18 protein-coding genes and 1 pseudogene are annotated in these 18,018 nt (G+C 69.4%); 15 read left to right on the top strand and 4 right to left on the bottom strand.

The genetic code is table 11. The annotated features are described in order from the left end of the window. Positions 1–69 precede the first annotated feature (69 nt). From ACZ6YG_RS16190 to ACZ6YG_RS16145, 10 genes are all read left to right on the top strand, one after another. The gene (locus tag ACZ6YG_RS16190) at positions 70–1,410 is read left to right on the top strand and encodes an MFS transporter (protein WP_148031708.1); all 1,341 of its coding nucleotides are present in this window, start codon (positions 70–72) and stop codon (positions 1,408–1,410) included. Between the two features lie 12 nt (positions 1,411–1,422). Continuing rightward, a complete protein-coding gene (locus ACZ6YG_RS16185; RefSeq protein WP_466018434.1) occupies positions 1,423–3,003 on the top strand; it encodes an acyl-CoA synthetase in 1,581 nt (526 codons plus the stop codon). Between the two features lie 467 nt (positions 3,004–3,470). Beyond that, the gene (locus tag ACZ6YG_RS16180; RefSeq protein ID WP_466018433.1) at positions 3,471–3,785 is read left to right on the top strand and encodes a GNAT family N-acetyltransferase; all 315 of its coding nucleotides are present in this window, start codon (positions 3,471–3,473) and stop codon (positions 3,783–3,785) included. 256 nt (positions 3,786–4,041) lie between these two features. Then, positions 4,042–4,164, top strand: coding sequence for a hypothetical protein (locus ACZ6YG_RS16175; protein ID WP_466018432.1), 123 nt, complete (start codon positions 4,042–4,044; stop codon positions 4,162–4,164). Positions 4,165–4,749: 585 nt separating this feature from the next. Next, positions 4,750–5,922, top strand: coding sequence for an MFS transporter (locus ACZ6YG_RS16170; protein ID WP_466018431.1), 1,173 nt, complete (start codon positions 4,750–4,752; stop codon positions 5,920–5,922). A gap of 137 nt (positions 5,923–6,059) precedes the next feature. Further along, positions 6,060–6,398, top strand: coding sequence for a YciI family protein (locus ACZ6YG_RS16165; RefSeq protein WP_271280395.1), 339 nt, complete (start codon positions 6,060–6,062; stop codon positions 6,396–6,398). Positions 6,399–6,400: 2 nt separating this feature from the next. After that, positions 6,401–7,555, top strand: coding sequence for an RNA polymerase sigma factor (locus ACZ6YG_RS16160; RefSeq protein ID WP_466018430.1), 1,155 nt, complete (start codon positions 6,401–6,403; stop codon positions 7,553–7,555). A 79-nt stretch (positions 7,556–7,634) separates the two neighbouring features. Further along, complete coding sequence (locus ACZ6YG_RS16155) at positions 7,635–8,000, top strand: DoxX family protein (protein ID WP_271280393.1); 366 nt, start codon at positions 7,635–7,637, stop codon at positions 7,998–8,000. A 340-nt stretch (positions 8,001–8,340) separates the two neighbouring features. Further along, positions 8,341–8,847 carry a nuclear transport factor 2 family protein gene (locus ACZ6YG_RS16150; protein WP_466018429.1) on the top strand — a complete coding sequence of 169 codons (507 nt, stop codon included), beginning with the start codon at positions 8,341–8,343 and terminating at the stop codon, positions 8,845–8,847. Between the two features lie 735 nt (positions 8,848–9,582). Next, positions 9,583–10,146, top strand: a complete 564-nt coding sequence (locus ACZ6YG_RS16145) for a dihydrofolate reductase family protein (RefSeq protein ID WP_345483282.1) — start codon at positions 9,583–9,585, stop codon at positions 10,144–10,146. Positions 10,147–10,204: 58 nt separating this feature from the next. Here the strand turns inward: ACZ6YG_RS16145 and ACZ6YG_RS16140 are convergent, their stop codons facing one another. After that, positions 10,205–11,212 (bottom strand): RNA polymerase subunit sigma-70, encoded by a 1,008-nt coding sequence (locus tag ACZ6YG_RS16140; RefSeq protein WP_466018428.1) that lies wholly within the window; start codon positions 11,210–11,212, stop codon positions 10,205–10,207. A 246-nt stretch (positions 11,213–11,458) separates the two neighbouring features. Here ACZ6YG_RS16140 and ACZ6YG_RS16135 point away from each other — a divergent pair, with 246 nt between their 5' ends. The 4 genes from ACZ6YG_RS16135 (at position 11,459) to ACZ6YG_RS16120 (ending at position 14,304) form a co-directional block, all read left to right on the top strand. Then, positions 11,459–12,358: a hypothetical protein gene (locus tag ACZ6YG_RS16135; protein WP_466018427.1), complete on the top strand. Its 900-nt coding sequence runs from the start codon at positions 11,459–11,461 to the stop codon at positions 12,356–12,358. Next, positions 12,355–12,738, top strand: coding sequence for a GntR family transcriptional regulator (locus tag ACZ6YG_RS16130; RefSeq protein WP_466018426.1), 384 nt, complete (start codon positions 12,355–12,357; stop codon positions 12,736–12,738). Before ACZ6YG_RS16135 ends, ACZ6YG_RS16130 begins: the two co-directional genes overlap by 4 nt. A 424-nt stretch (positions 12,739–13,162) precedes the next feature. Next, positions 13,163–13,588, top strand: coding sequence for a VOC family protein (locus ACZ6YG_RS16125; protein ID WP_397199713.1), 426 nt, complete (start codon positions 13,163–13,165; stop codon positions 13,586–13,588). Between the two features lie 305 nt (positions 13,589–13,893). Then, a complete protein-coding gene (locus ACZ6YG_RS16120) occupies positions 13,894–14,304 on the top strand; it encodes a hypothetical protein (protein WP_148031697.1) in 411 nt (136 codons plus the stop codon). Between the two features lie 140 nt (positions 14,305–14,444). Here ACZ6YG_RS16120 and ACZ6YG_RS16115 read toward each other — a convergent pair whose 3' ends face one another. Genes ACZ6YG_RS16115 through ACZ6YG_RS16105 form a run of 3 tightly spaced genes read right to left on the bottom strand, consistent with a single transcriptional unit; the run spans position 14,445 to position 17,680 of the window. Further along, entirely contained in the window at positions 14,445–16,040 is a 1,596-nt protein-coding gene (locus ACZ6YG_RS16115) for a hypothetical protein (protein WP_466018425.1), read from the bottom strand. Beyond that, positions 16,037–16,795 carry an ABC transporter ATP-binding protein gene (locus ACZ6YG_RS16110; RefSeq protein ID WP_466018485.1) on the bottom strand — a complete coding sequence of 253 codons (759 nt, stop codon included), beginning with the start codon at positions 16,793–16,795 and terminating at the stop codon, positions 16,037–16,039. Before ACZ6YG_RS16110 ends, ACZ6YG_RS16115 begins: the two co-directional genes overlap by 4 nt. Positions 16,796–16,801: 6 nt before the next feature. Then, positions 16,802–17,680 carry an alpha/beta fold hydrolase gene (locus ACZ6YG_RS16105; protein WP_466018424.1) on the bottom strand — a complete coding sequence of 293 codons (879 nt, stop codon included), beginning with the start codon at positions 17,678–17,680 and terminating at the stop codon, positions 16,802–16,804. Between the two features lie 106 nt (positions 17,681–17,786). Between ACZ6YG_RS16105 and ACZ6YG_RS16100 the strand changes: the two are divergent. Continuing rightward, positions 17,787–18,010 (top strand): annotated as a pseudogene (locus tag ACZ6YG_RS16100) (hypothetical protein); the annotation flags it as partial. Positions 18,011–18,018 lie beyond the last annotated feature (8 nt).

Here is an 18,018-nt window from a genome sequence, read left to right as displayed (position 1 = left end):
ATGGATCTGCCTAACCTCCGGGACAAGCAAGCGAGAGTCTTAGCTCGCTCCCGGACGAGGAGCTCGGTCATGCCGAACCTGCCAGTCACATCCCCCAACCGGATCCAACTCCGACGCGCGGTCGCCTCAAGCTTCCTGGGCAGCGTCATCGAGTACTACGACTTCCTGCTGTACGCCACCGCCTCGGCCGTGGTCTTCAGCAAGGTCTTCTTCTCCTCTCTCGACCCGCTCACGGCGACGGTCGCCAGCTTCGGCACCTTCGCCACGGGCTACCTCGCCAGGCCGCTCGGCGGAGCGATCTTCGGCCACTTCGGCGACCGGCTGGGCCGCAAGCGCATGCTGGTGCTGAGCATGACCCTGATGGGCGTCGCCAGCTTCCTCATCGGCCTGCTCCCCACCTACGCGCAGATCGGCGTCCTCGCGCCCATCGCGCTCGTCGTACTCCGGATCCTGCAGGGCGTCGCGGTCGGCGGTGAATGGGGCGGAGCCGTGCTGATGTCCGCCGAGCACGCGACCAGCCGTCGCGGACTGTGGGCGAGCTTCACCAACGCCGGAGCCCCCTTCGGCATGGTGCTGTCCACCGCGGCGCTCGGCGGCACGGCCGCCGTCCTGGGCGAGGAGGAGTTCCTCAGCTGGGGCTGGCGGGTGCCGTTCCTGATCAGCGTCGTCCTGCTGGCGGTCGGCCTGTTCGTCCGGCTGCGGGTCGAGGAGACCCCGGTGTTCAAGGCCGCCGCGGACCATGGCTCCCGAGCGCCGCTGCTGGACGTGCTCCGCCATCACCCGAGGACTCTCCTGCTCGGTGTGGGCGTCGGTCTGTCCGCCTTCGTGGCCCAGGGCACGCTGACCACCTATCTCATCGCCTACGGCGTGCGGGCCGGCTTCCCCCGGCCGGACGTGCTGAACGGGCTCACGCTCTCCTCGGCGCTGGCCGTCCTGAGCATCATCGGGTGGTCGGCGCTGTCGGACAGGGTGGGACGCCGCCCGGTCGTGCTGGCCGGCGCACTGCTCATGGCCGTGTTCGGCTTCGTCCTCTTCCCGATGGTGGACGCCGGCAGCGTCGCCGTCCTCACCGTCGCGCTCGTGCTGGGCCAGGCGGTCATCCACCCGATGATGTACGGCCCGCTCGCGGCGCTGTACACCGAGGTCTTCGCCACCAGGAGCCGCTACACCGGAGCCTCGATGGGCTACCAGCTCGCCGGGCTCGGCGCCGGCCTGGCCCCGCTGCTGTTCGCCCAGCTCGACGCGTCCACCGGCGGGGGAGGGACGATGATGATCTCGGTGATCATCGCCGCCTCCTGCCTGCTGACGGTGGTCTGCCTCCTGGCCCTGGGCGAGACCAGCCGCCGCGACCTGACCGCCGTCGCCCCGGCGGCGCGCGCGACCGACCCGGCCGAACCGTCCTCCACCTGACAGGAGTCGCCGATGCGTAACGCCGGACTGGGCGGCTGGCCGGCCCGCCGGGCGCGGATGAGTCCGAACCGCACCGCTTTCGTCTTCGACGGCCGGGCGCTCACCTACGCCTGGGTGCACGAGCGGACGACAAGGCTCGCATCGAGTCTGCGCGGCGCCGGGGTTCGGACCGGGGACCGGGTCGCCTACCTCGGCCCCAACCACGTCGCCTTCGCCGAGACCATGTTCGCCACGCACCTGCTCGGAGGGATCTTCGTCCCGCTGAACTTCCGGCTGACCGCATCGGAGATCGCCTACATGGTGGAGGACTCCGGCGCCTCCGTCCTCGTCTACGCGCCGGAGTGCGCCACGGTCGTACGCGATCTTCCGGGACTCCCGGGACTGCGCACGGCCGTGGCGCTGGAGTCGCCGGCACCGGGGGAGCGGGAGTACGAGACCTTTCTGTCGGGAGGCGATGCCACGCCGATCGACACCCCGGTCGCACTCGACGACATCGCTCTCATCCTCTACACCTCGGGCACGACCGGGCGTCCCAAGGGGGCGATGCTCAGTCACGCCAACCTGGTGTGGAACTGCTTCAACATCATGGTCGGGGTCGACGTGGCGAGCACCGAGGTGACGCTGATCAGCGCGCCGCTCTTCCACGTCGCGGCGCTGAACCAGACGTTGCTGCCGACCTTCCTCAAGGGCGGCACCTCGCTGATCATGCCGTTCTGGGACGTGGACTCCTGCTACGACCTCATCGAGAAGCACCGCGTCACCTGGATGTTCGGGGTCACCGCGATGTTCGCCGCCCTCGCGCGGTCGTCGCGGTGGGCCGACGCCGACCTGTCCTCGCTGCGGACCCTGATGTCAGGGGGAGCGGCGATCCCGGTCGCGTTGATCCGCACATACCAGCAGCGGGGCTTGGTCTTCTGCCAGGGCTACGGACTGACGGAGACCTCGCCGGGCGCCACCTTCCTTGAGGCGGGTGAAAGCGTGCGCAAGGTGGGGTCGGCCGGCGTGCCGGTCTTCTTCGCCAACATACGCGTGGTCCGGCCCGACGGCACGGAGGCCGAGGCCGGCGAGGCGGGCGAAGTGCACATCCAGGGGCCCAACGTCACCCTCGGCTACTGGCGGAACCCGGAGGCGACCGCCGCCGCGCTGACCGAAGGAGGCTGGTTCCGCTCCGGGGACATCGCCACCCTCGACGACGAGGGGCACCTTCACATCGTCGACCGGCTGAAGGACATGTACATCTCCGGCGGGGAGAATGTCTATCCGGCCGAGGTGGAGGGTGTGCTCTTCGGGCATCCGGCCGTGGCGGAGGCCGCCGTGGTCGGGGTGCCCGACGAGAAATGGGGCGAGGTCGGCCGGGCCTTCGTCGTCCCCCGTGACGGCGTCGCCCTCACCGCGGCAGAGCTGGCGGACTTCCTCCGTTCCCGGCTCGCAAAGTACAAGATCCCCGTCTATTTCGACATCGTGGACACACTGCCGAGAACCGGCTCAGGCAAGATCCTCAAACCGGAGCTTCGAACACGGCTCCTGCCGCCCGGCGCTGCACCGCCCCGATCGCCGGCCTCCGCGTCCCCCGACCGCCAGGAGCACAGGTGATCAGAGGCGGCTATCCGCCCGAGGGCAGCGCGCCGCCCGCGAGTTGCGCGCCACCGGTGAGCATCCCCGCAAACGGACCGCCCAGCCGACCGGCTCCCTGACCGCCCACGAGCCGCACATCGCACGGCTGGTGGCCACCGGGGCGACCTCCCCGGGAGGTCGCTGCGCACCTGTTCCTCAGTCCACGCACGGTTGAAGCCCGCCTCCGCTGGGCATCGCCTCCCGCCGGCAGCTCAGAGAACTGCCGCTTCCCTGACCAGACAGGCAGACCACGGTCAGGCACCGGGTTTGGGTCGACCGGGTTAGGCAATTCTCCCTGACGCGAAGTAGCGTCTGCTGCGCGAATCCGACCTTCCACGCGGCGAGCGGGGAGCGCTACCGATCTGGTTCGTCTGGCCGCCGGTCAACCCCCGGCGGACCGGAGATGACGATTTGTCACAGCACCGAAACAGGAGGCTCAACGAACAATGTCCATCGACGTCAACGTGACCAGGAATCCGGACCGGCGGCGCTACGAAGCCTCCGTCGGCGAGACGACGGTCGCCGGATTCATCGACTACCAGGAGACCAGCGAGATGATCGTCCTGGCTCACACCGAGGTCGACCCGACCTTCGAGGGTCGAGGAATCGGCGGCGCCCTGGCCCGCGCCGCGCTCGACGACATCCGCGAACGAGGACTGAAAGCGCTGGTGATCTGCCCCTTCATCCTCAGTTGGCTGCGCAATCACCCCGAGTACCGCGACCTGCTCTACAATTCGGCACCGTCCAGGGCCGACGACTAGGTGGCATGACCGACCTGACCCTCGACCCGGTGACCGTGCCGCCGGGATTCGACGGCCGGCAGCGAAGCTCCTCGATCGTGCCGGCGTCAACCCCCGTCTCGTCGTGAGTACGACCGGGAGTTCGTACGCCGCGGCCGCACGGGCGATGGTGCAGTCCAGGCCGCGATCGCGTCGTCGCAGGCCCGCGGGTGGATCGACTGACCACAGTTCGCCGAGCTGTACCGGCGGCCGGCCGGCCTCGCTGGCTTGCCGGCGGTTGAGCTGCACCGCCGTGGCGGTCGTCCAGGCTTGCGACCCCGGCGCGGCGCTACGCGTCGTGGACCACCTCGACCTGGACGGTTACCTCTACTTCCCCGCCCCCCGCGGCGGCGGTTCCTGACCCACTGGCTCGAACAGCTCTGAATTCCCTGAGGTCCGAGGTGTCCCCCGGGAGGCCGCCTGTTCGTCGCCTGGATATGAGCGACAACTACTCCGGCCTTCCGCGCGGCATCGACGTCGGTCTCCAGATCGACAGCCGAGGGTGAGGCACCCAGGGCACATCCGCCGCAAGGAGCCGTCCGGGCTGCTGGTCACCGTCATCCTCTTCGCGCTCGCCGCGCTCGTCGCCTGGGGCCGGTTCGGCCCCTACGCCGGGTGACCGCCCTAGGCAGGCATGGGCGTCCGGTACTTGGGTGACCGCTCCAACGCGCGCGGACGTACGAGCCGGGATCTGTGCCTTCCGTAACCGGCGGACGGCGTCCTGTCCTGAAAGGAGGTGCGGCCGATGCGACGCGACCCCGTCTGGACCTGACGAGGTGATCCCGCGGTGGGGTGGTGATGTCTGCGACGAAACAGGCGGGTCACCACCCACCGCGGTGAGCCGGCGCCTGCCCGCGCGGGTTGCCGGAAACATGACAGGACCTGCCGCGGTGCTGGTTCGTCGAGGACAGCCGAGGAGGACCGGACGGAATCGTCGTACGCCAAAGTGCTCGCGATAGGCGAGTTTCGCGGATTATGGCTGGGCGGGTTACTGTCGCGAGCGGGCAGCCAGCTGGCGCGCGTCGCGCTGGCCGTCGTCACCTACGAGCGCAGCGGCTCGGCCGCCGTCACCACGCTCGTCTACGCGATGACGTTCGTGCCCGCGCTGATCGGAGGGCCCGCGCTGGGCTGGCTGGCCGACCGCTACCCGCGGCGCGAGGTCGTGATCGCCTGCGATGTGATCAGGACCGTCCTCATCGGATTCGTCGCGCTGCCCGGCCTCCCGCTGCCCGTGTTGTGCGCCCTGGTCTTCGCCTCCCAACTGCTCGACTCGCCGAGCAGGGCGGCACGCGTCTCGCTGACGCCCGAAGTGGTGCCCCGCGAGCTCTACCAGACCGGAGTGGCGGTCCACCAGCTGAGCGACCAGGTCGTGACGCTGCTCGGCTTCGCCGGCGGCGGCATCGTGGTGGCGCTGGTCGGCGCGGAAACGGCCATCCTGATCAACGCGGCCACGTTCGCCGCCGCCGCGTCACTCACCCTGGCCACAGGGCGCCGGCGCCCGGCGGCCGCGGGAAAGCAGCCGGTCTCCCTCCTCGGCGGGCTGCGGCTGGTGGCCGGGCATCGCGCGTTGCGCAGCCTGCTGGGCCTGGCCATGTTGTCGGGCTTCCACGTCATCCCCGAGGCGATCGCGGTGCCGTACGCCGCCTCGTTGGGCCTGGGCACCACGCAAGCCGGGCTCCTCATGGCCGCCCTGCCCGCGGGCAACGTCATCGGCGTGTTCGTGCTGTCCAGATTCCTCACCGAATCGCGGCGGATGGCGCTGATGGCCCCCATGGCGGTGCTGGCCGGCGTGCCGCTGGTGGCCAGCGCGGCGGACCCCGGCTACGTGCCCTTGCTGCTCCTGTGGACGGCGTGCGGGGTGCTCACCGGCTACCACGTGGCGGCCAACGCGGAGTACGTGAGGATCGCTCCGCCGGAGAGCAGGGGACAGGCGGTCGGCCTGGCCTCCTCCGGCATGGTCGCCGCCCAGGGGCTGGGCATCCTGCTCGGCGGCCTTCTCGTCGAAGCGGCCGGACCGGAGTACGGCCTGGCGATAGCCGGCGCCGCCGGGCTGATCGCGGGAGTGCCGGTACTGCTGGCCTGGAACAGGGCCGTCAGGGCCTCGCCCCCGTCCACCTGATCACGATGCTGGGGCCGCAAGCGCGACCGAGTCAGGGGGCGGGCGGGAAATCGTTACCTTGGCAAAATACGGGTGGTGTCCCCTGCGCGGCCGCTCGTTCGTCGTACTGATGAGAGCCCACTGCCTTGGAGGTCGCGATGCAGTACGCCCTGCTGATCTATGCCGAGCCCGGCTACCTGGAGACGTCGTCGGATGAGGAGCGTGAGGCGGCGTACGCGGAGTATTTCGCGATGGCCGACGACGACCGCTACGTCAGTGCCGCGCAGTTGCAGCCCGCGGAGACGGCGACCTGCGTGCGGCTGTCCGGCGGCCGGACGCTGATGACCGACGGCCCGTTCGCCGACACCAAAGAGGTGCTGGGTGGCTTCTGCCTGATAGAGGCCGCCGACCTGGACGAAGCGCTCGAATGGGCGGCGCGCGTCCCGGCCCTGCGGTTCGGCGGCACCGTGGAGGTCAGGCCGGTGGTGCGGCTCTGAGCGTGCTGGAGGAGGTGTTCCGCGACCAGTGGGGCCGGGTGCTGGCCTCGCTGGTCGGGTTCCTCGGTGACTTCGACCGGGCTGAGGAGGCGGCGCAGGAGGCCTTCGCCATCGCGGCGGAGCGCTGGCCGGCTTCAGGCGTGCCGGCCGCTCCGGGCGCATGGCTGGTGACGACGGCCAGGAACCGGGCGATCGACCGGATCCGCCGGGAGCGCACCCTGGCCCAGAAGATCCTGCTGGCGGCGCCGGAGGCCATCATGGACGAATTCGACGACACGCTGATCAAGGACGAGCGGCTTGAGCTGATCTTCACCTGCTGTCATCCGGCGCTGCCGCTGGAGGGGCAGGTGGCGCTCACGCTGCGTGCACTCGGCGGCCTCCAGACCGCGGAGATCGCCCGAGCGTTCGTGGTCTCGGAGGAGACCATGAAGCGGCGCCTGACCCGCGCGAAGGCCAAGATCAAGGCAACCGGGATCCCGTTCGCGGTCCCGGGCGCGCATCTGCTGCCCGAACGGCTCGACGCGGTGCTGGCGGTCATCTATCTGATCTACAACGAGGGCTACAGCGGCCGGGTCGATTTCGGCGCCGAGGCCATCCGGCTGGGGCAGGTGCTGGCCGGGCTGATGCCGCGAGAGCCAGAGGCACACGGGCTGCTGGCGCTGATGATGATCCACCACGCGCGGCGGCGGGCCCGGTTCTCCGGTGACGATCTCGTACTGCTCGACGATCAGGATCGGTCGTTGTGGGACCTGCGACAGATCGCGGCGGGCCGGGCGGCGCTGGATCGGGCGATGGCGCTGGGCGGGCGCGGCCCGTACGTCGTGCAGGCCGCCATCGCCTCGCTCCAGGCGCGTGAGCGGATCGACTGGCCGCAGGTCGCCGAGCTGTACCGGCGGCTGGCCGACCTGACCGGCTCGGCGGTGGTCGAGCTCAACCGTGCTGTGGCGGTCGCCCAGGCAGGCGATCCCGCCGCGGCGTTGCGTGCCGTCGATGGCCTCGACCTGGACGGCTACCTGTATTTCCACTCGACGCGCGGGGAGTTGCTGCGGCGTCTGGGCCGTGACGCCGAGGCCCGGACGGCCTACCGGCGCGCCCTTGAGCTGGCCGACTCGACCCCCGAGCGGCGGTTTCTGACCCGGCGCCTCGAACAGCTCTGAGCCTGCCGGTCCCTCCGAGGTCGGGTGGGTCTCGGCAGCTCATCTCGTCCGCGTGGTGAGCGACCGGCCTGTCACTCACATGGACAAGGGGATCAGCGTGTTCGCCGTCTACCTCGTTATCACTTCTCTCGCCTCGGCCGTCGTCGGGCTGGCCGCAATCGCCAACCTCATCGGCCATGACTACCCCAAGAAGCAGGCGGACCAGCTTCGCGTGCCGCGTTCCTGGACGCTCCCGCTGGGCTTGATGCTGGCGGCGGGTTCGCTGGGACTGCTGGCCGGGTTCGCCGTTCCGGTGCTGGGCCTGCTCGCCGCCGCCGGCCTCGTGTTGTACTTCCTCGGCGCGTTCTGCGTTCATCTGCGGGCTCGTGACCACCACTTCGGCGCCTGGTCCGTGTTCTTCGCACTGGTGGCGGCCGCCTTGGTCGTGAACGTGGCCTACTACTGAGTTCCGGTCCCAACCGAGATCAGTTCGTCCGCGACGCCTCGAGTCTGGACGGCTTGGAGAACGTCCTCATCTGGCTCATCAGGGTTGCGGAGCGGAGCTGCCGCGGAGTGGGTGTTGGTCAGGTGTGGCAAAGAGGGCACGCCGCCGCGCCGATTCGCCACTGCAGTGTGAGCCCTATCACGTTCGCCGGCCGTCCTGACGCGCCGGACTCATTCGTCAATGATCCGTACCCGCCACCGCGGCAAGAAGTTTTCAGATACAGCCCTCAGACCTAGACGTTCAGTGAAGCGCTGCTGGTGCGGACGCACCCTCCGGCAAGAGCCCGATGTCGTCATCCATCATGTTCGCAGGAGAGAGGAAACCGATGAAAGATCTGCAGACTGTCGCCGACCGCGTCGAGATCGAGGCGCTGCGGGGCGAACACGTCGACGCGGCGATGAACGGCGACTACGACCGTTTCGCGTCGCTGTTCACCAGGGACGCGGTGTGGCGGATCCCTCCCGCCGACGTCGAGTTCACCGGGCGGAAAGAGATTCGCGCCGGTATCGAACGGCTGCAGGATGCGTGGGAGTTCTGGGTGCAGACCGTGCACCCGGGCACGATCCAACTCGATGGCGACACCGCGACCGGCCGGGAATCCGTCTTCGAGATAGGTCGCCAGCGCGACGGCAGGTCGGTCGTCATGTACGGCCTGTTCCATGACCGTTACCAGCGCACCCCGGATGGCTGGAAGTTCACCGAGCGCGTCCTCGAACCTAAATACCTCGACACCACTGCGCTGACGGGCTCGCCTCACGTGACCTGGGACTCCGCCGGCCCAGAGGCCGTGAACGCCTCCTCTGCGTAAGAAGCCCGATAACCGCGCGACCATCCGAACGCCGTATGTGCCGGGCGGATCTGCAGGGAGCAGCGCGCTGGGGTCGGCGGCAGGCGGGGGTGCGGTCGGGGAGGTCGTCCGCCTGCGCCCGATGTGGCGGCCGAACTTGGGCCGCAACGGAGTGGTGTGCAGGGTGGGGGAGCGGGACCGTATTGCTGCTGCACGACGAGGGGCAGGGGAGCGATGCAAGGTGCTGGCTTACGCGGATTGTGCACTGGGTGTCGAGGACAACAGCACGTGATCACCGATGTGGTTGTGGAGCGGAGCCAGCTTAGAAATCTACATTGTAAAGGGCCTGGGTTGGTGAAGATCCTGCTCTCATACCTGACAACCACAACAACAAAACCGCGCCAGATGGCGAGCTCGCCGCGGATCAATGAGAACGCCACTGTTACCGGGCCAGGCAACAGTGGCGGTGCTCGCTCCTCATCGCGCCGACCCGGTTTCCCGGCGATACGGCGGTTCGCGGCATCGGGCACCGCCGGGAATTGCTTGGCGATCTCCAGCGCGGTGACAGGGTCCGGCTCTGTAGCTGTTTGACCGGGCGTTTGTGAGGGTGGAATCGAGATCTGGTCGGTAGCGCCCGAGTGTGCCGTGCTGAGTTCGGAACGCCAGGGCTACCTGCGGACTCGGATCGCGCACCGATGAGGTTTCCGCATCGTGCCCGTCTGTACGTGTGAGATCGACTCACGGAAGGCTGACATGATGCGGAAACTGACCTACGGCATGAACCTGAGCCTGGACGGCTACGTCGCCGCGCCCGGTGAGGACCTCGGCTGGAGCGTGCCGAGCGACGAGCTGTTCCAGTGGTGGTCCGACCGGGTGGGGGCGACCGGCCTGGCGCTGTACGGGCGCAAACTGTGGGAGGCGATGAGCTCCCACTGGCCGACCGCCGACCAGCAGCCCGGCGCCACACCGGCGCACATCGAGTACGCCCGCCGCTGGCGGGACATGCCCAAGGTGGTGTTCTCCTCGACGATCGACAAGGTCGACTGGAACACCCGTCTGGTCACCGGCGACGCGGTCACCGAGATCACCCGGCTCAAGTCCGAGGACGGCGGCCCGATGGACATCGTTGGCGCCACACTTGCCGCAGCGGCCATGCGGGCCGGGCTGATCGACGAGTATGTGCTGGTCACCGCACCGGTCTTGCTGGGCGGTGGCACGCCTTTCTTCACGGCCCTGGACAGTTGGGTGAACCTGAACCTGGTGGAGACGCGGACGTTTTCCGGCGGCCTGGTGTTGACCCGATACGAGACGAGGCGATGAGCACGGGCCGCCCCGCCGGCAACGTCGGCGGGGCGGCCCGTGCGCTGGGCTCGTCTGATCACAGTGTCGGGGGCAGGTCCAGCCATGGTTTGTCGGTGGCGTCGAATCCGGTGAGCTCGGCGATCTTCCCGTCGACGATGTGCAGGACCGCGATGTTGAACAGCCGGTATTCCGGGTTGTCGGGGGTGCGGAGGTACAGCGCGGCGGCGGGCATGCGGTTGACCGTCGTGGCGGTACAGCGCCAGTCGTCGTAGCCGCGCTGGAAGAGCCCGCTGGAGACCCAGCCGTCCGCCGCGTCCTTGGCTGTGACGACCAGGGTGCCCGGATCGGGCAGCATCGTGAAGCGCAGGTCGTCGCGCAGCAGGGCCATCAGCCTGTCGAGGTCGTTGCGTTCATGGGCGTCCATGTACGACTTCACCACGCCGCGCTCGTCATCCGACAGCTCGTGGGTGGCGGGGCTTCGCCAGTCGAGGCGGCGGTCGGGCAGTTGCTCGCGCATCGTCACACGGGCCCGCTGCAGTGCGCTGGTCACCGATGCGACGGTCAGTTCGAGGGCGTCGGCGGCTTTCGACGCCGGCCAGCCGAGGACGTCGCGCAGGATGAACACCGCCCGTTGCCGCGGAGGCAGGTGCTGGACGGCGACGATGAACGCCAGCTCGATCGTCTCCCGTGCCACCACCGATTCCTGTGGGTCCTCGGGGAGCATCTGGTCGGGGTACGGCTGCAGGTACAGCATCTCGGAGCCGGGGTCCGGCAGCTCGGACGGTACGGGTGTGCGGTCGTTGCGCTTCTCCAGGAAGTCGAGGCAGGCGTTCGTCGCGATCCGGTACAGCCAGGTCCGCAGGGCCGCGTGGCCCTTGAACGACTCTCGCTTGTTCCATGCTCGCAGGAACGTCTCCTGCGTCATGTCCTGGGCGTCCTCGTAGTTCGCGAGCATCCGGTAGCAGTGCACCTGCAACTCACGCCGGTGGCGCTCCGTGATGAGTGCGAACCGCGCCGTGTCGCCTGAGCGGGCCGCCGCGATGAATGTGGCCTCGTCGGCGCCTTGCAGTGTGGCGTCGGTCATGGTCGTCAATCCTTCCACCGGTACGAGAGGGCTTACAGAACTGACGACGTGGCGGAGGATTTCTGATCGGTGAAGCCGCTTACACCGGGCCTGGATCCAGGACACGGGTTCATCATCGTCGACCGTGTGAACGGCGGGCGCCGATTCTCCGGGTCTGCAACGCAACACCGAAGTCACCGTTCAGGCAACCCCGAGGTTCCGAGTTGCGTGCTAATGTGCTGCATCATTAGTACATTTGGGGTGGCCATGGTCGGCTGGAGTCTGTGGATCGCGATCTTCCTGGCCATCGTGGTGCTGCTGCTGTACCGGGCTTTCCGTCCCCACCGCCGCGCCCAAGTGGTCGAGTGGGCCGCCGGCCATGGCCTGCCCGCCACCGGCCTTGACTGGGACGAGGCGAGCCGTTACCTCGACCGCAGCCGGTGTCTGCGCACTGTCGGGTTCGTCATCCCCCTTTTCTTGGGAGGTACGACGAGCATCGTCTGGGCGCTGGTCTACACCCAGCCGTCCCCGCCCTTCCCGTTCGACTTGCTGGGGTCGCCGTCCTGGCTGGTGGGGTACCTGCTCGGGGCGGTCCTGGCCGAGGTGACCTGGACCCGTCCACGTACCCAGAAGGCGGCCGCCCTCGTGCCCAGGCGGGTGGCCGACTACATCGGGCGCCCGGCGCTGGTCCTCATCCGTGTCGTGGGCCTGGCCACCATCGCCGTGGGCGTGATCGGTCATTGGTTCCTCGCCGGCCACCTCCGCGCCGGGTTCGGGTTCGGGCCCGTACCGGCGGTGACGGCGGCGGTCGTGCTGGTGTTGATGGAGGCATCGCTCTGGTTCATCGTGCACCGGCGTCAGCCCGTGGGATCCGAGTCACAGATGAGGCTGGACGATGCCCTGCGCTCCACGACGATCCACCGGATGGCCGGTGCCGGTCTCGGCATGATGTTCCTGTTCCTCGGATACGAGCTCTTCTCCATCGGGGGCGGCATCGAGGGCCAGGCCCTGCGGATCATCCTGCCGTGGGCAGGGGTGGCGTGCGTGTTCGTGGGCGCCCCTCTGAGCTGGCAGCGCGTCGGGCATCCGCGCGTGTGGCCGGTCAGGCGCCACACGTCAGGTGAGGCGGCCTCGCCGATGGACACAGCCGACCGGACGGCGACATGATCCTCCATCTCGACCCCGCCTCACCGCTTCCTCCGTACGAGCAGTTGCGGGCGCAGATCGCCACTATGGCCGCCACCGGCGTGCTGCCGCCGCTGACCCGCCTGCCCAGCATCCGGCAGCTCGCCCGGGACCTGGGACTGGCCACGGCGACGGTCGCGCGAGCCTTCCGCGAGCTCGAGCGTGACGGCGTCATCGAGACCCGCGGGCGGCACGGGACCTACGTCCGCGAAACTCCCGGTTCCGCCCTCGGCGTGGACGCTGAGCAGCGCCTGGCGGAGGCGGCGCAGGTGTTCGCCGTCCAGGCGCGGCAGCTTGGCGTCGACGCCGCCCGCGCGTTGCAGCAGGCCAAGTCGGCCCTGGAGGCGGTCACGGGCCGCTGAAGGATCATCGATTCGGGCTTGTCTCCACGTTGTGGTCGCCGGGCATTCCCAAGGTAGAAGGCGATGTCGAAGGCCGACACCTGCAGTGCGGCTTGGGAGAGGATGTCCCACACGCACACCTCGCCGTCGGCGCGGCTGGCCACGATCGACAGGATGCGCAGCCGCACCGGATCCCCCAGCGCTTTGAACGCCCGCGCCACCCCGGCCGCCTGCGCGGCGTCCAGCGGCTCGCGGGTTAGCGGCGGGCTGCACTCCAAAAGCTCCAGCGGTTCCACACGCCCTCCATATCGATGCTCCACGCAAGCGCGATCAAGGACAGTCGCTCTTGATCAGATCCGGCCCTCGCGTGGTCCCTCCGGTCTTCTGAGTGGGTGATCGCGGGACGTATGGCAACCCATGGGAGGATTGGTCCGTGGGAGCATCAGTGAGGCAGATTCAAGTCACCTTCGACTGCGCATCACCTGAGCGCGTTGCTCGTTTCTGGTGTGAGGTGCTGGGGTACGTCCCGCCGCCGCCACCGGAGGGGTTCGCCAGTTGGGACGACTTCAATCGCACGCTGCCGCCTGAGCAGCGGGATTCATGGTTCGCATGCAGTGACCCCTCGGGCGTGGGGCCGCGGCTGTACTTTCAGCGCGTTCCCGAAGGCAAGGTCGTCAAGAACCGGCTGCACCTTGACGTGCGGGTCGGCACCGGGCTGGTGGGGGAGGAGCGCCTGGCGGCCCTTGAGGCCGAATGCGCTCGGCTGATCCCGCTCGGCGCGGTACGCGTACGGCTCCTGCCTGCCGATGAGGAGAACGAGTCGTGCCTGGTCATGCAAGACGTCGAGGGCAACGAGTTCTGCCTCGGCTGAGTGGCAGGCAGGAAGAAGAGTCCGGCCGGCTATACCCATTCCCTTCTGGTGGTGGTGTCGTGCTGCCGGACGGCCCCTCGATGTCGATCTGATCAGCTGCGCGTCGGGTGTGCTGGTCGCGCAGGAGCGCCTGCGCGACGGCGGTCGATGCGATAGCCGTCGCCGAGCAGAGCGGGACTCATGCGAGAGGGGGAACGGGATACGCGATCATGTGATCCATGTCGATCCCCCCGGACCCGCCCGCACCCGCACCACCGCCAGAGTCCAGACGGTCACGAACGGCCCGCCGAATCGGCTGCCTGGCCGTGGCGTTAGTGCCGCTCCTGCTGCTCGCGGCGATCGTCAAGGCGCCGGCATGGATCGATGACCACCGGCTGGCGCGCATGGTGGACCGGATCCAGGAGTATCCTCCGCCGGCGGGAGCGGACCTCGGGTACTTCGACCGGCACGTCGAGGTGAGCGGCGACTCCGGCGACTGCTGGTACACCATCCGTTTCGAGCTCTCCACCGACCGGCCCATCCAGGAGGTGCTGAACCACTACCGCCAGGCGAAGATCGAGGACCCCGACGGAGACCTCGGCGACTACGAGCTGGTCGCCTACACACCATTCGACGAGTCCGGCACCCCTGTGGATGGCACCTCCGCCACGAACTCCATGATTCTCCACCTGGACGGCATGTACGACGGCACCTGGTTGGACATGCGTTGCTATTGACGCCGCAGCGCCGCTCAGTGCTGACGACTGTCTCGAACTCAACGGCCGGTTCCGGCTGGACATGGAAACCCGGCTCGACCTCTCCGTGGCCTGAGCGGACGCCGGTGACCGGTGAAGGGATCATGGAGCGGCCGGGTAGGTCAGCTCTTCATGCGGGCGGCTGCGCGCAGGAGCCCGGTGTCGCGGGTGGTCATCGCCTCCAGCAGGCCCGTGCCGCGCCGCTGGAGCAGGCGCACGGTGAGCGCGGGTGTCGCGCCCAGAACGGTGGACACCAGGACGGCGACCAGGACGCTCCCCCACCACGAACCGCCGATGACGCCGGGCAGGATGGCGGCCAGCAGGACCACGGGGAAGATCGTCATTTGTCCGCCCGTCGGATCGCCCGCTCGCTGTCCCGGGTAGATGCGGTCGCGGGCGTCGGTGCCCACGGCCGGCATCACGAGCGCGAGCAACGGCGCCCCGGCGCAACCCGCCGCGGCCGCGGTGATGGCGCCGCCGAGGGCGGCACCTCCCAAGGGTGAGCCGGTCGCGGCCCACAGCACGGCCGCCAGCGCGATGGCCGGCAGGCCGAACAGCAGCGCCCACGCCGCCATCCGTCCGTGCACGTCGGCCTTGAGGGCGCCCGGTGTGGTGAGGAGCTGCCACAGGGCCGTGCCGTCCAGGGCATAGGTGTTGATCGCGACCATCGCGCCGAACACGGCGGCTGCTGTGCCTACCAGGGGCAGCGCCCAGCTCCAGTCGGTGAAGGCGATGATGAGCGCCATCAGCAGCGGTGTCAGCCAGGCGCTGCGCAGCTCGACGCCGCGCGCCGGGTCACGTAGCCAGGTGACCAGCTCTCGCGAGACGACCGCGGCCACCCGCGGTGTCGCGAACGGCAAGGACAGCCCACGCGCCAGTACGGCCGGCCGCCGCGAGCTCGCCCGGTGAGGCGGCCGGCGCAGGGCGCGAGCCGTCAGCGCGATCCAGCACAGGTGCAACAGGGCGCCCGAGGTCAGCAGCGCCGCCAGTGGCAGCAGGACCGCTCCCGTCCCGGCGTCGTCGCGGGCGGCGAGCGCCGCGCTATACCCCCAGCCGGTGGGCAAGGTGGCGAGTACGTCGATCACCGGCTCGGGCAGTTTCCCGGCCGTGGGGGTGACCAGGGCGGTGTCCCCCTCGCCGAGACGCGGCAGCAGCCAGGCCGCGACCGGCACCCATCCGGCGAACGACAGCGCGAGCATGATCGCGGTCTGTACGGCGGCCAGCGTCATCCCGGCCCGGGTCTGCAGCAGCCAGGACGCCAGCGCCGCCACCGTCTTGCCCGCCCAGGTGAGGAGATACAGCTGGGTCGCGACCGCGGCGATGGCGGTCGCGGCCGCCGCCGTGCCACCCGGCGCGGCCAGTACCGCCAGCGACGACAGGCACGCCACCGTGATCAGCGGGCCGACGCCCAGCAGTTCGGTCCACGACAGGGCCCGCGCCAGCCGCCACGACCGCAGCGGATAACCGCGCAACCACTCGCGGGAGATGACCGACGGATCATGGCGAGGCTGGGCCAGCGGCCCGAACAGCCACATGCCGCCCCATACCGTGAGCGCCATGGCGATCCAGCCCTCGTGGATCACGCCATCGGCGGTCGATGACGCGCCCGCGATCACCAGGGCGGCCAGGACGAGCCCGGCGACCAGGCTGAAGGCGCGCTCGTTGTGCGGGCCGTTGCGCAGCAGGCGCAGCTTGAGCGCGAGCAAGGCCCGGGTCATGACAGCCACTCCAGCGGCCGCACCGGATCGGCGCCCACCAGGTCGACGAACCGTTCGTTCAGCGTCGAGCCCGCGGCCACCTCCGCCACCGGCCCTTCAACCAGCACCCGGCCGCCGGCCACCACCGCCACCCGACGGCAGTTACGCTCGACGAAGTCCATGATGTGGCTCGACAGGACCACCGTGCCGCCGGCGTCGACGTACTGCTTGAGCACCTGCTCGATGGAGCGGGCCGAGACCGGGTCGATCGCCTCGAACGGCTCGTCCAGCACGAGCACCCGGGGCCGGTGCAGCAGCGCCAGCGCAAGATTGATCTTCTTGCGCATGCCGGTGGAGTACTCCACGATCAGTGTGCGCAGAACCGCGTCGAGTCCGAGGATCTCCAGCAGATCGCCGGCCCGTGCCCGCCAGCCGTCGTCCAGGCCGCGCAGTCCGGCGCTGTAGCGCAGGACCTCGGCGGCGGTCAGCCGTTCGGGCAGGGACAATCCGTCCATCATGACGCCGAGCTGCGCGAGCGCGGCCTCTCGCGCGGTGCGCAGGTCATGACCGGCGACCCGGATCGTGCCCGCGGTCGGCTCCCGCAACCCGCACATGGCCGTCAACGTGGTGGTCTTGCCGGCCCCGTTGGGGCCCACGATGCCGTAGAACATCCCCGCCGGGATGCTGAGGCTGAGCCGGTCGACGGCGAGCACGGTGCCGAAGCGCTGAGTCAGGTCCAGTACTTCGATAGCGGGGGCGCAGGGATCGTTCAACAGACTTCCTCACTCGGCCGTGTGGGCGAGGATCGCGTCGGCCAGCTCCTGGTGGGTCTCCGGTGGCAGCGTGTGCCCCATGCCCGCAACGATCATCAGCCGTGCCCCTGGGATCCGCTCGGCGATGATCGCGCCGTGACCCGGCTTGACCGGCTCGTGGCTGCCCTCGATGACCAGCGTGGGCGTCTTCACCTGGTCCAGTACGCCCACCGGCTCGAAGCCGGGGTCGGCCGCCGCGGCCAGCCGGTGGTTGGCCACAGCCGACAGGTCGCGAGCCCGGTCGTGGACGCGCTCCTGCAACCGGCGGGCCTCGTCCTCGTCGAACGGCAGTCCGGTGCCGTGCAGGACCCGCTGCTCGGCGATCATGCCGTCGATGAGCGCCCGGCGGTCCTGCGGCGGTGGGGCGGCCACCAGGGCGCGGAAGAAGTCCACGAACTCCGGCGCCGGCTCCGGCAGGCTGCCCTCGGGCTGCGGCTGTCCCGTCAGTGCCCGCACGAGCACCTGGCCCTCGCCGCCGCAGAGCGGCGAGGAGGCGATGACGGTCAGCGAACGGACCCGCTCGGGCCGTTCCACGGCGATGAGCTGGCCGAGCAGGCCGCCGGCCGAGTGCCCGACCAGGTGGGCGCTCTCCAAGCCGTGGGCGTCCATCACGCGGTAGACGTCGCTCTTGATGTCGTCCCACGTGTACGGCTCGGCTGCGAAGTCGACCGTGCCGGACATGCCGGTGTCGCGGTGATCGTACCGGATCACCCGGCGGCCGCCGGCGGTCAGGCGACCGACGAACTCGTCCGGCCACAGGACGCCCTGCGACATCGAACCCATGATCAGCAGGATCGGCGTGTCCGTCGCGGCGCCGAACTCTTCACTCCAGATGTCCACGTTCTGCATGTCTCAGAGCATGCCGTCCCCGGCTACGGGCGCCTTCTGTAGAACTACTGGCCGCGCCAGATCCGTACGGGAGCCGATACCCGGCTCCGGAGAGATCTTGTCCAGCTGGGCCAGGGACGGCACGTTCACCGCGATGCCGCATGCGGTGCAGGCCCGGGCCGATGCGCACGGTGACATCGATGGGCTGGTGGCGGTGGACTCGACCATCGTGCGTGCGCACCAGCACGCCGCCGGTGCCCGTAAAGGAGGCTCGTCACAGGCTCGCCGGCAGATCACGCCCTCGGCCGATCCCGCGGCGGGCTGACCAGCAAGATCCACCTGGTCTGCGAATACGCGGT

This window comes from Nonomuraea sp. NPDC054003, assembly GCF_055585125.1.
This window is presented reverse-complemented; position numbering and strand designations above follow the sequence as displayed.

Bases quoted from the DNA above. Each gene is read 5' to 3' on its own strand.
- ACZ6YG_RS16190 (WP_148031708.1), top strand. From the start codon at position 70: ATGCCGAACCTGCCAGTCACATCCCCCAACCGGATCCAACTCCGACGC.
- ACZ6YG_RS16185 (WP_466018434.1), top strand. From the start codon at position 1,423: ATGCGTAACGCCGGACTGGGCGGCTGGCCGGCCCGCCGGGCGCGGATG.
- ACZ6YG_RS16180 (WP_466018433.1), top strand. From the start codon at position 3,471: ATGTCCATCGACGTCAACGTGACCAGGAATCCGGACCGGCGGCGCTAC.
- ACZ6YG_RS16165 (WP_271280395.1), top strand. From the start codon at position 6,060: ATGCAGTACGCCCTGCTGATCTATGCCGAGCCCGGCTACCTGGAGACG.
- ACZ6YG_RS16155 (WP_271280393.1), top strand. From the start codon at position 7,635: ATGGACAAGGGGATCAGCGTGTTCGCCGTCTACCTCGTTATCACTTCT.
- ACZ6YG_RS16150 (WP_466018429.1), top strand. From the start codon at position 8,341: ATGTTCGCAGGAGAGAGGAAACCGATGAAAGATCTGCAGACTGTCGCC.
- ACZ6YG_RS16145 (WP_345483282.1), top strand. From the start codon at position 9,583: ATGCGGAAACTGACCTACGGCATGAACCTGAGCCTGGACGGCTACGTC.
- ACZ6YG_RS16140 (WP_466018428.1), bottom strand. From the start codon at position 11,212: ATGACCGACGCCACACTGCAAGGCGCCGACGAGGCCACATTCATCGCG.
- ACZ6YG_RS16135 (WP_466018427.1), top strand. From the start codon at position 11,459: ATGGTCGGCTGGAGTCTGTGGATCGCGATCTTCCTGGCCATCGTGGTG.
- ACZ6YG_RS16130 (WP_466018426.1), top strand. From the start codon at position 12,355: ATGATCCTCCATCTCGACCCCGCCTCACCGCTTCCTCCGTACGAGCAG.
- ACZ6YG_RS16115 (WP_466018425.1), bottom strand. From the start codon at position 16,040: ATGACCCGGGCCTTGCTCGCGCTCAAGCTGCGCCTGCTGCGCAACGGC.
- ACZ6YG_RS16105 (WP_466018424.1), bottom strand. From the start codon at position 17,680: ATGCAGAACGTGGACATCTGGAGTGAAGAGTTCGGCGCCGCGACGGAC.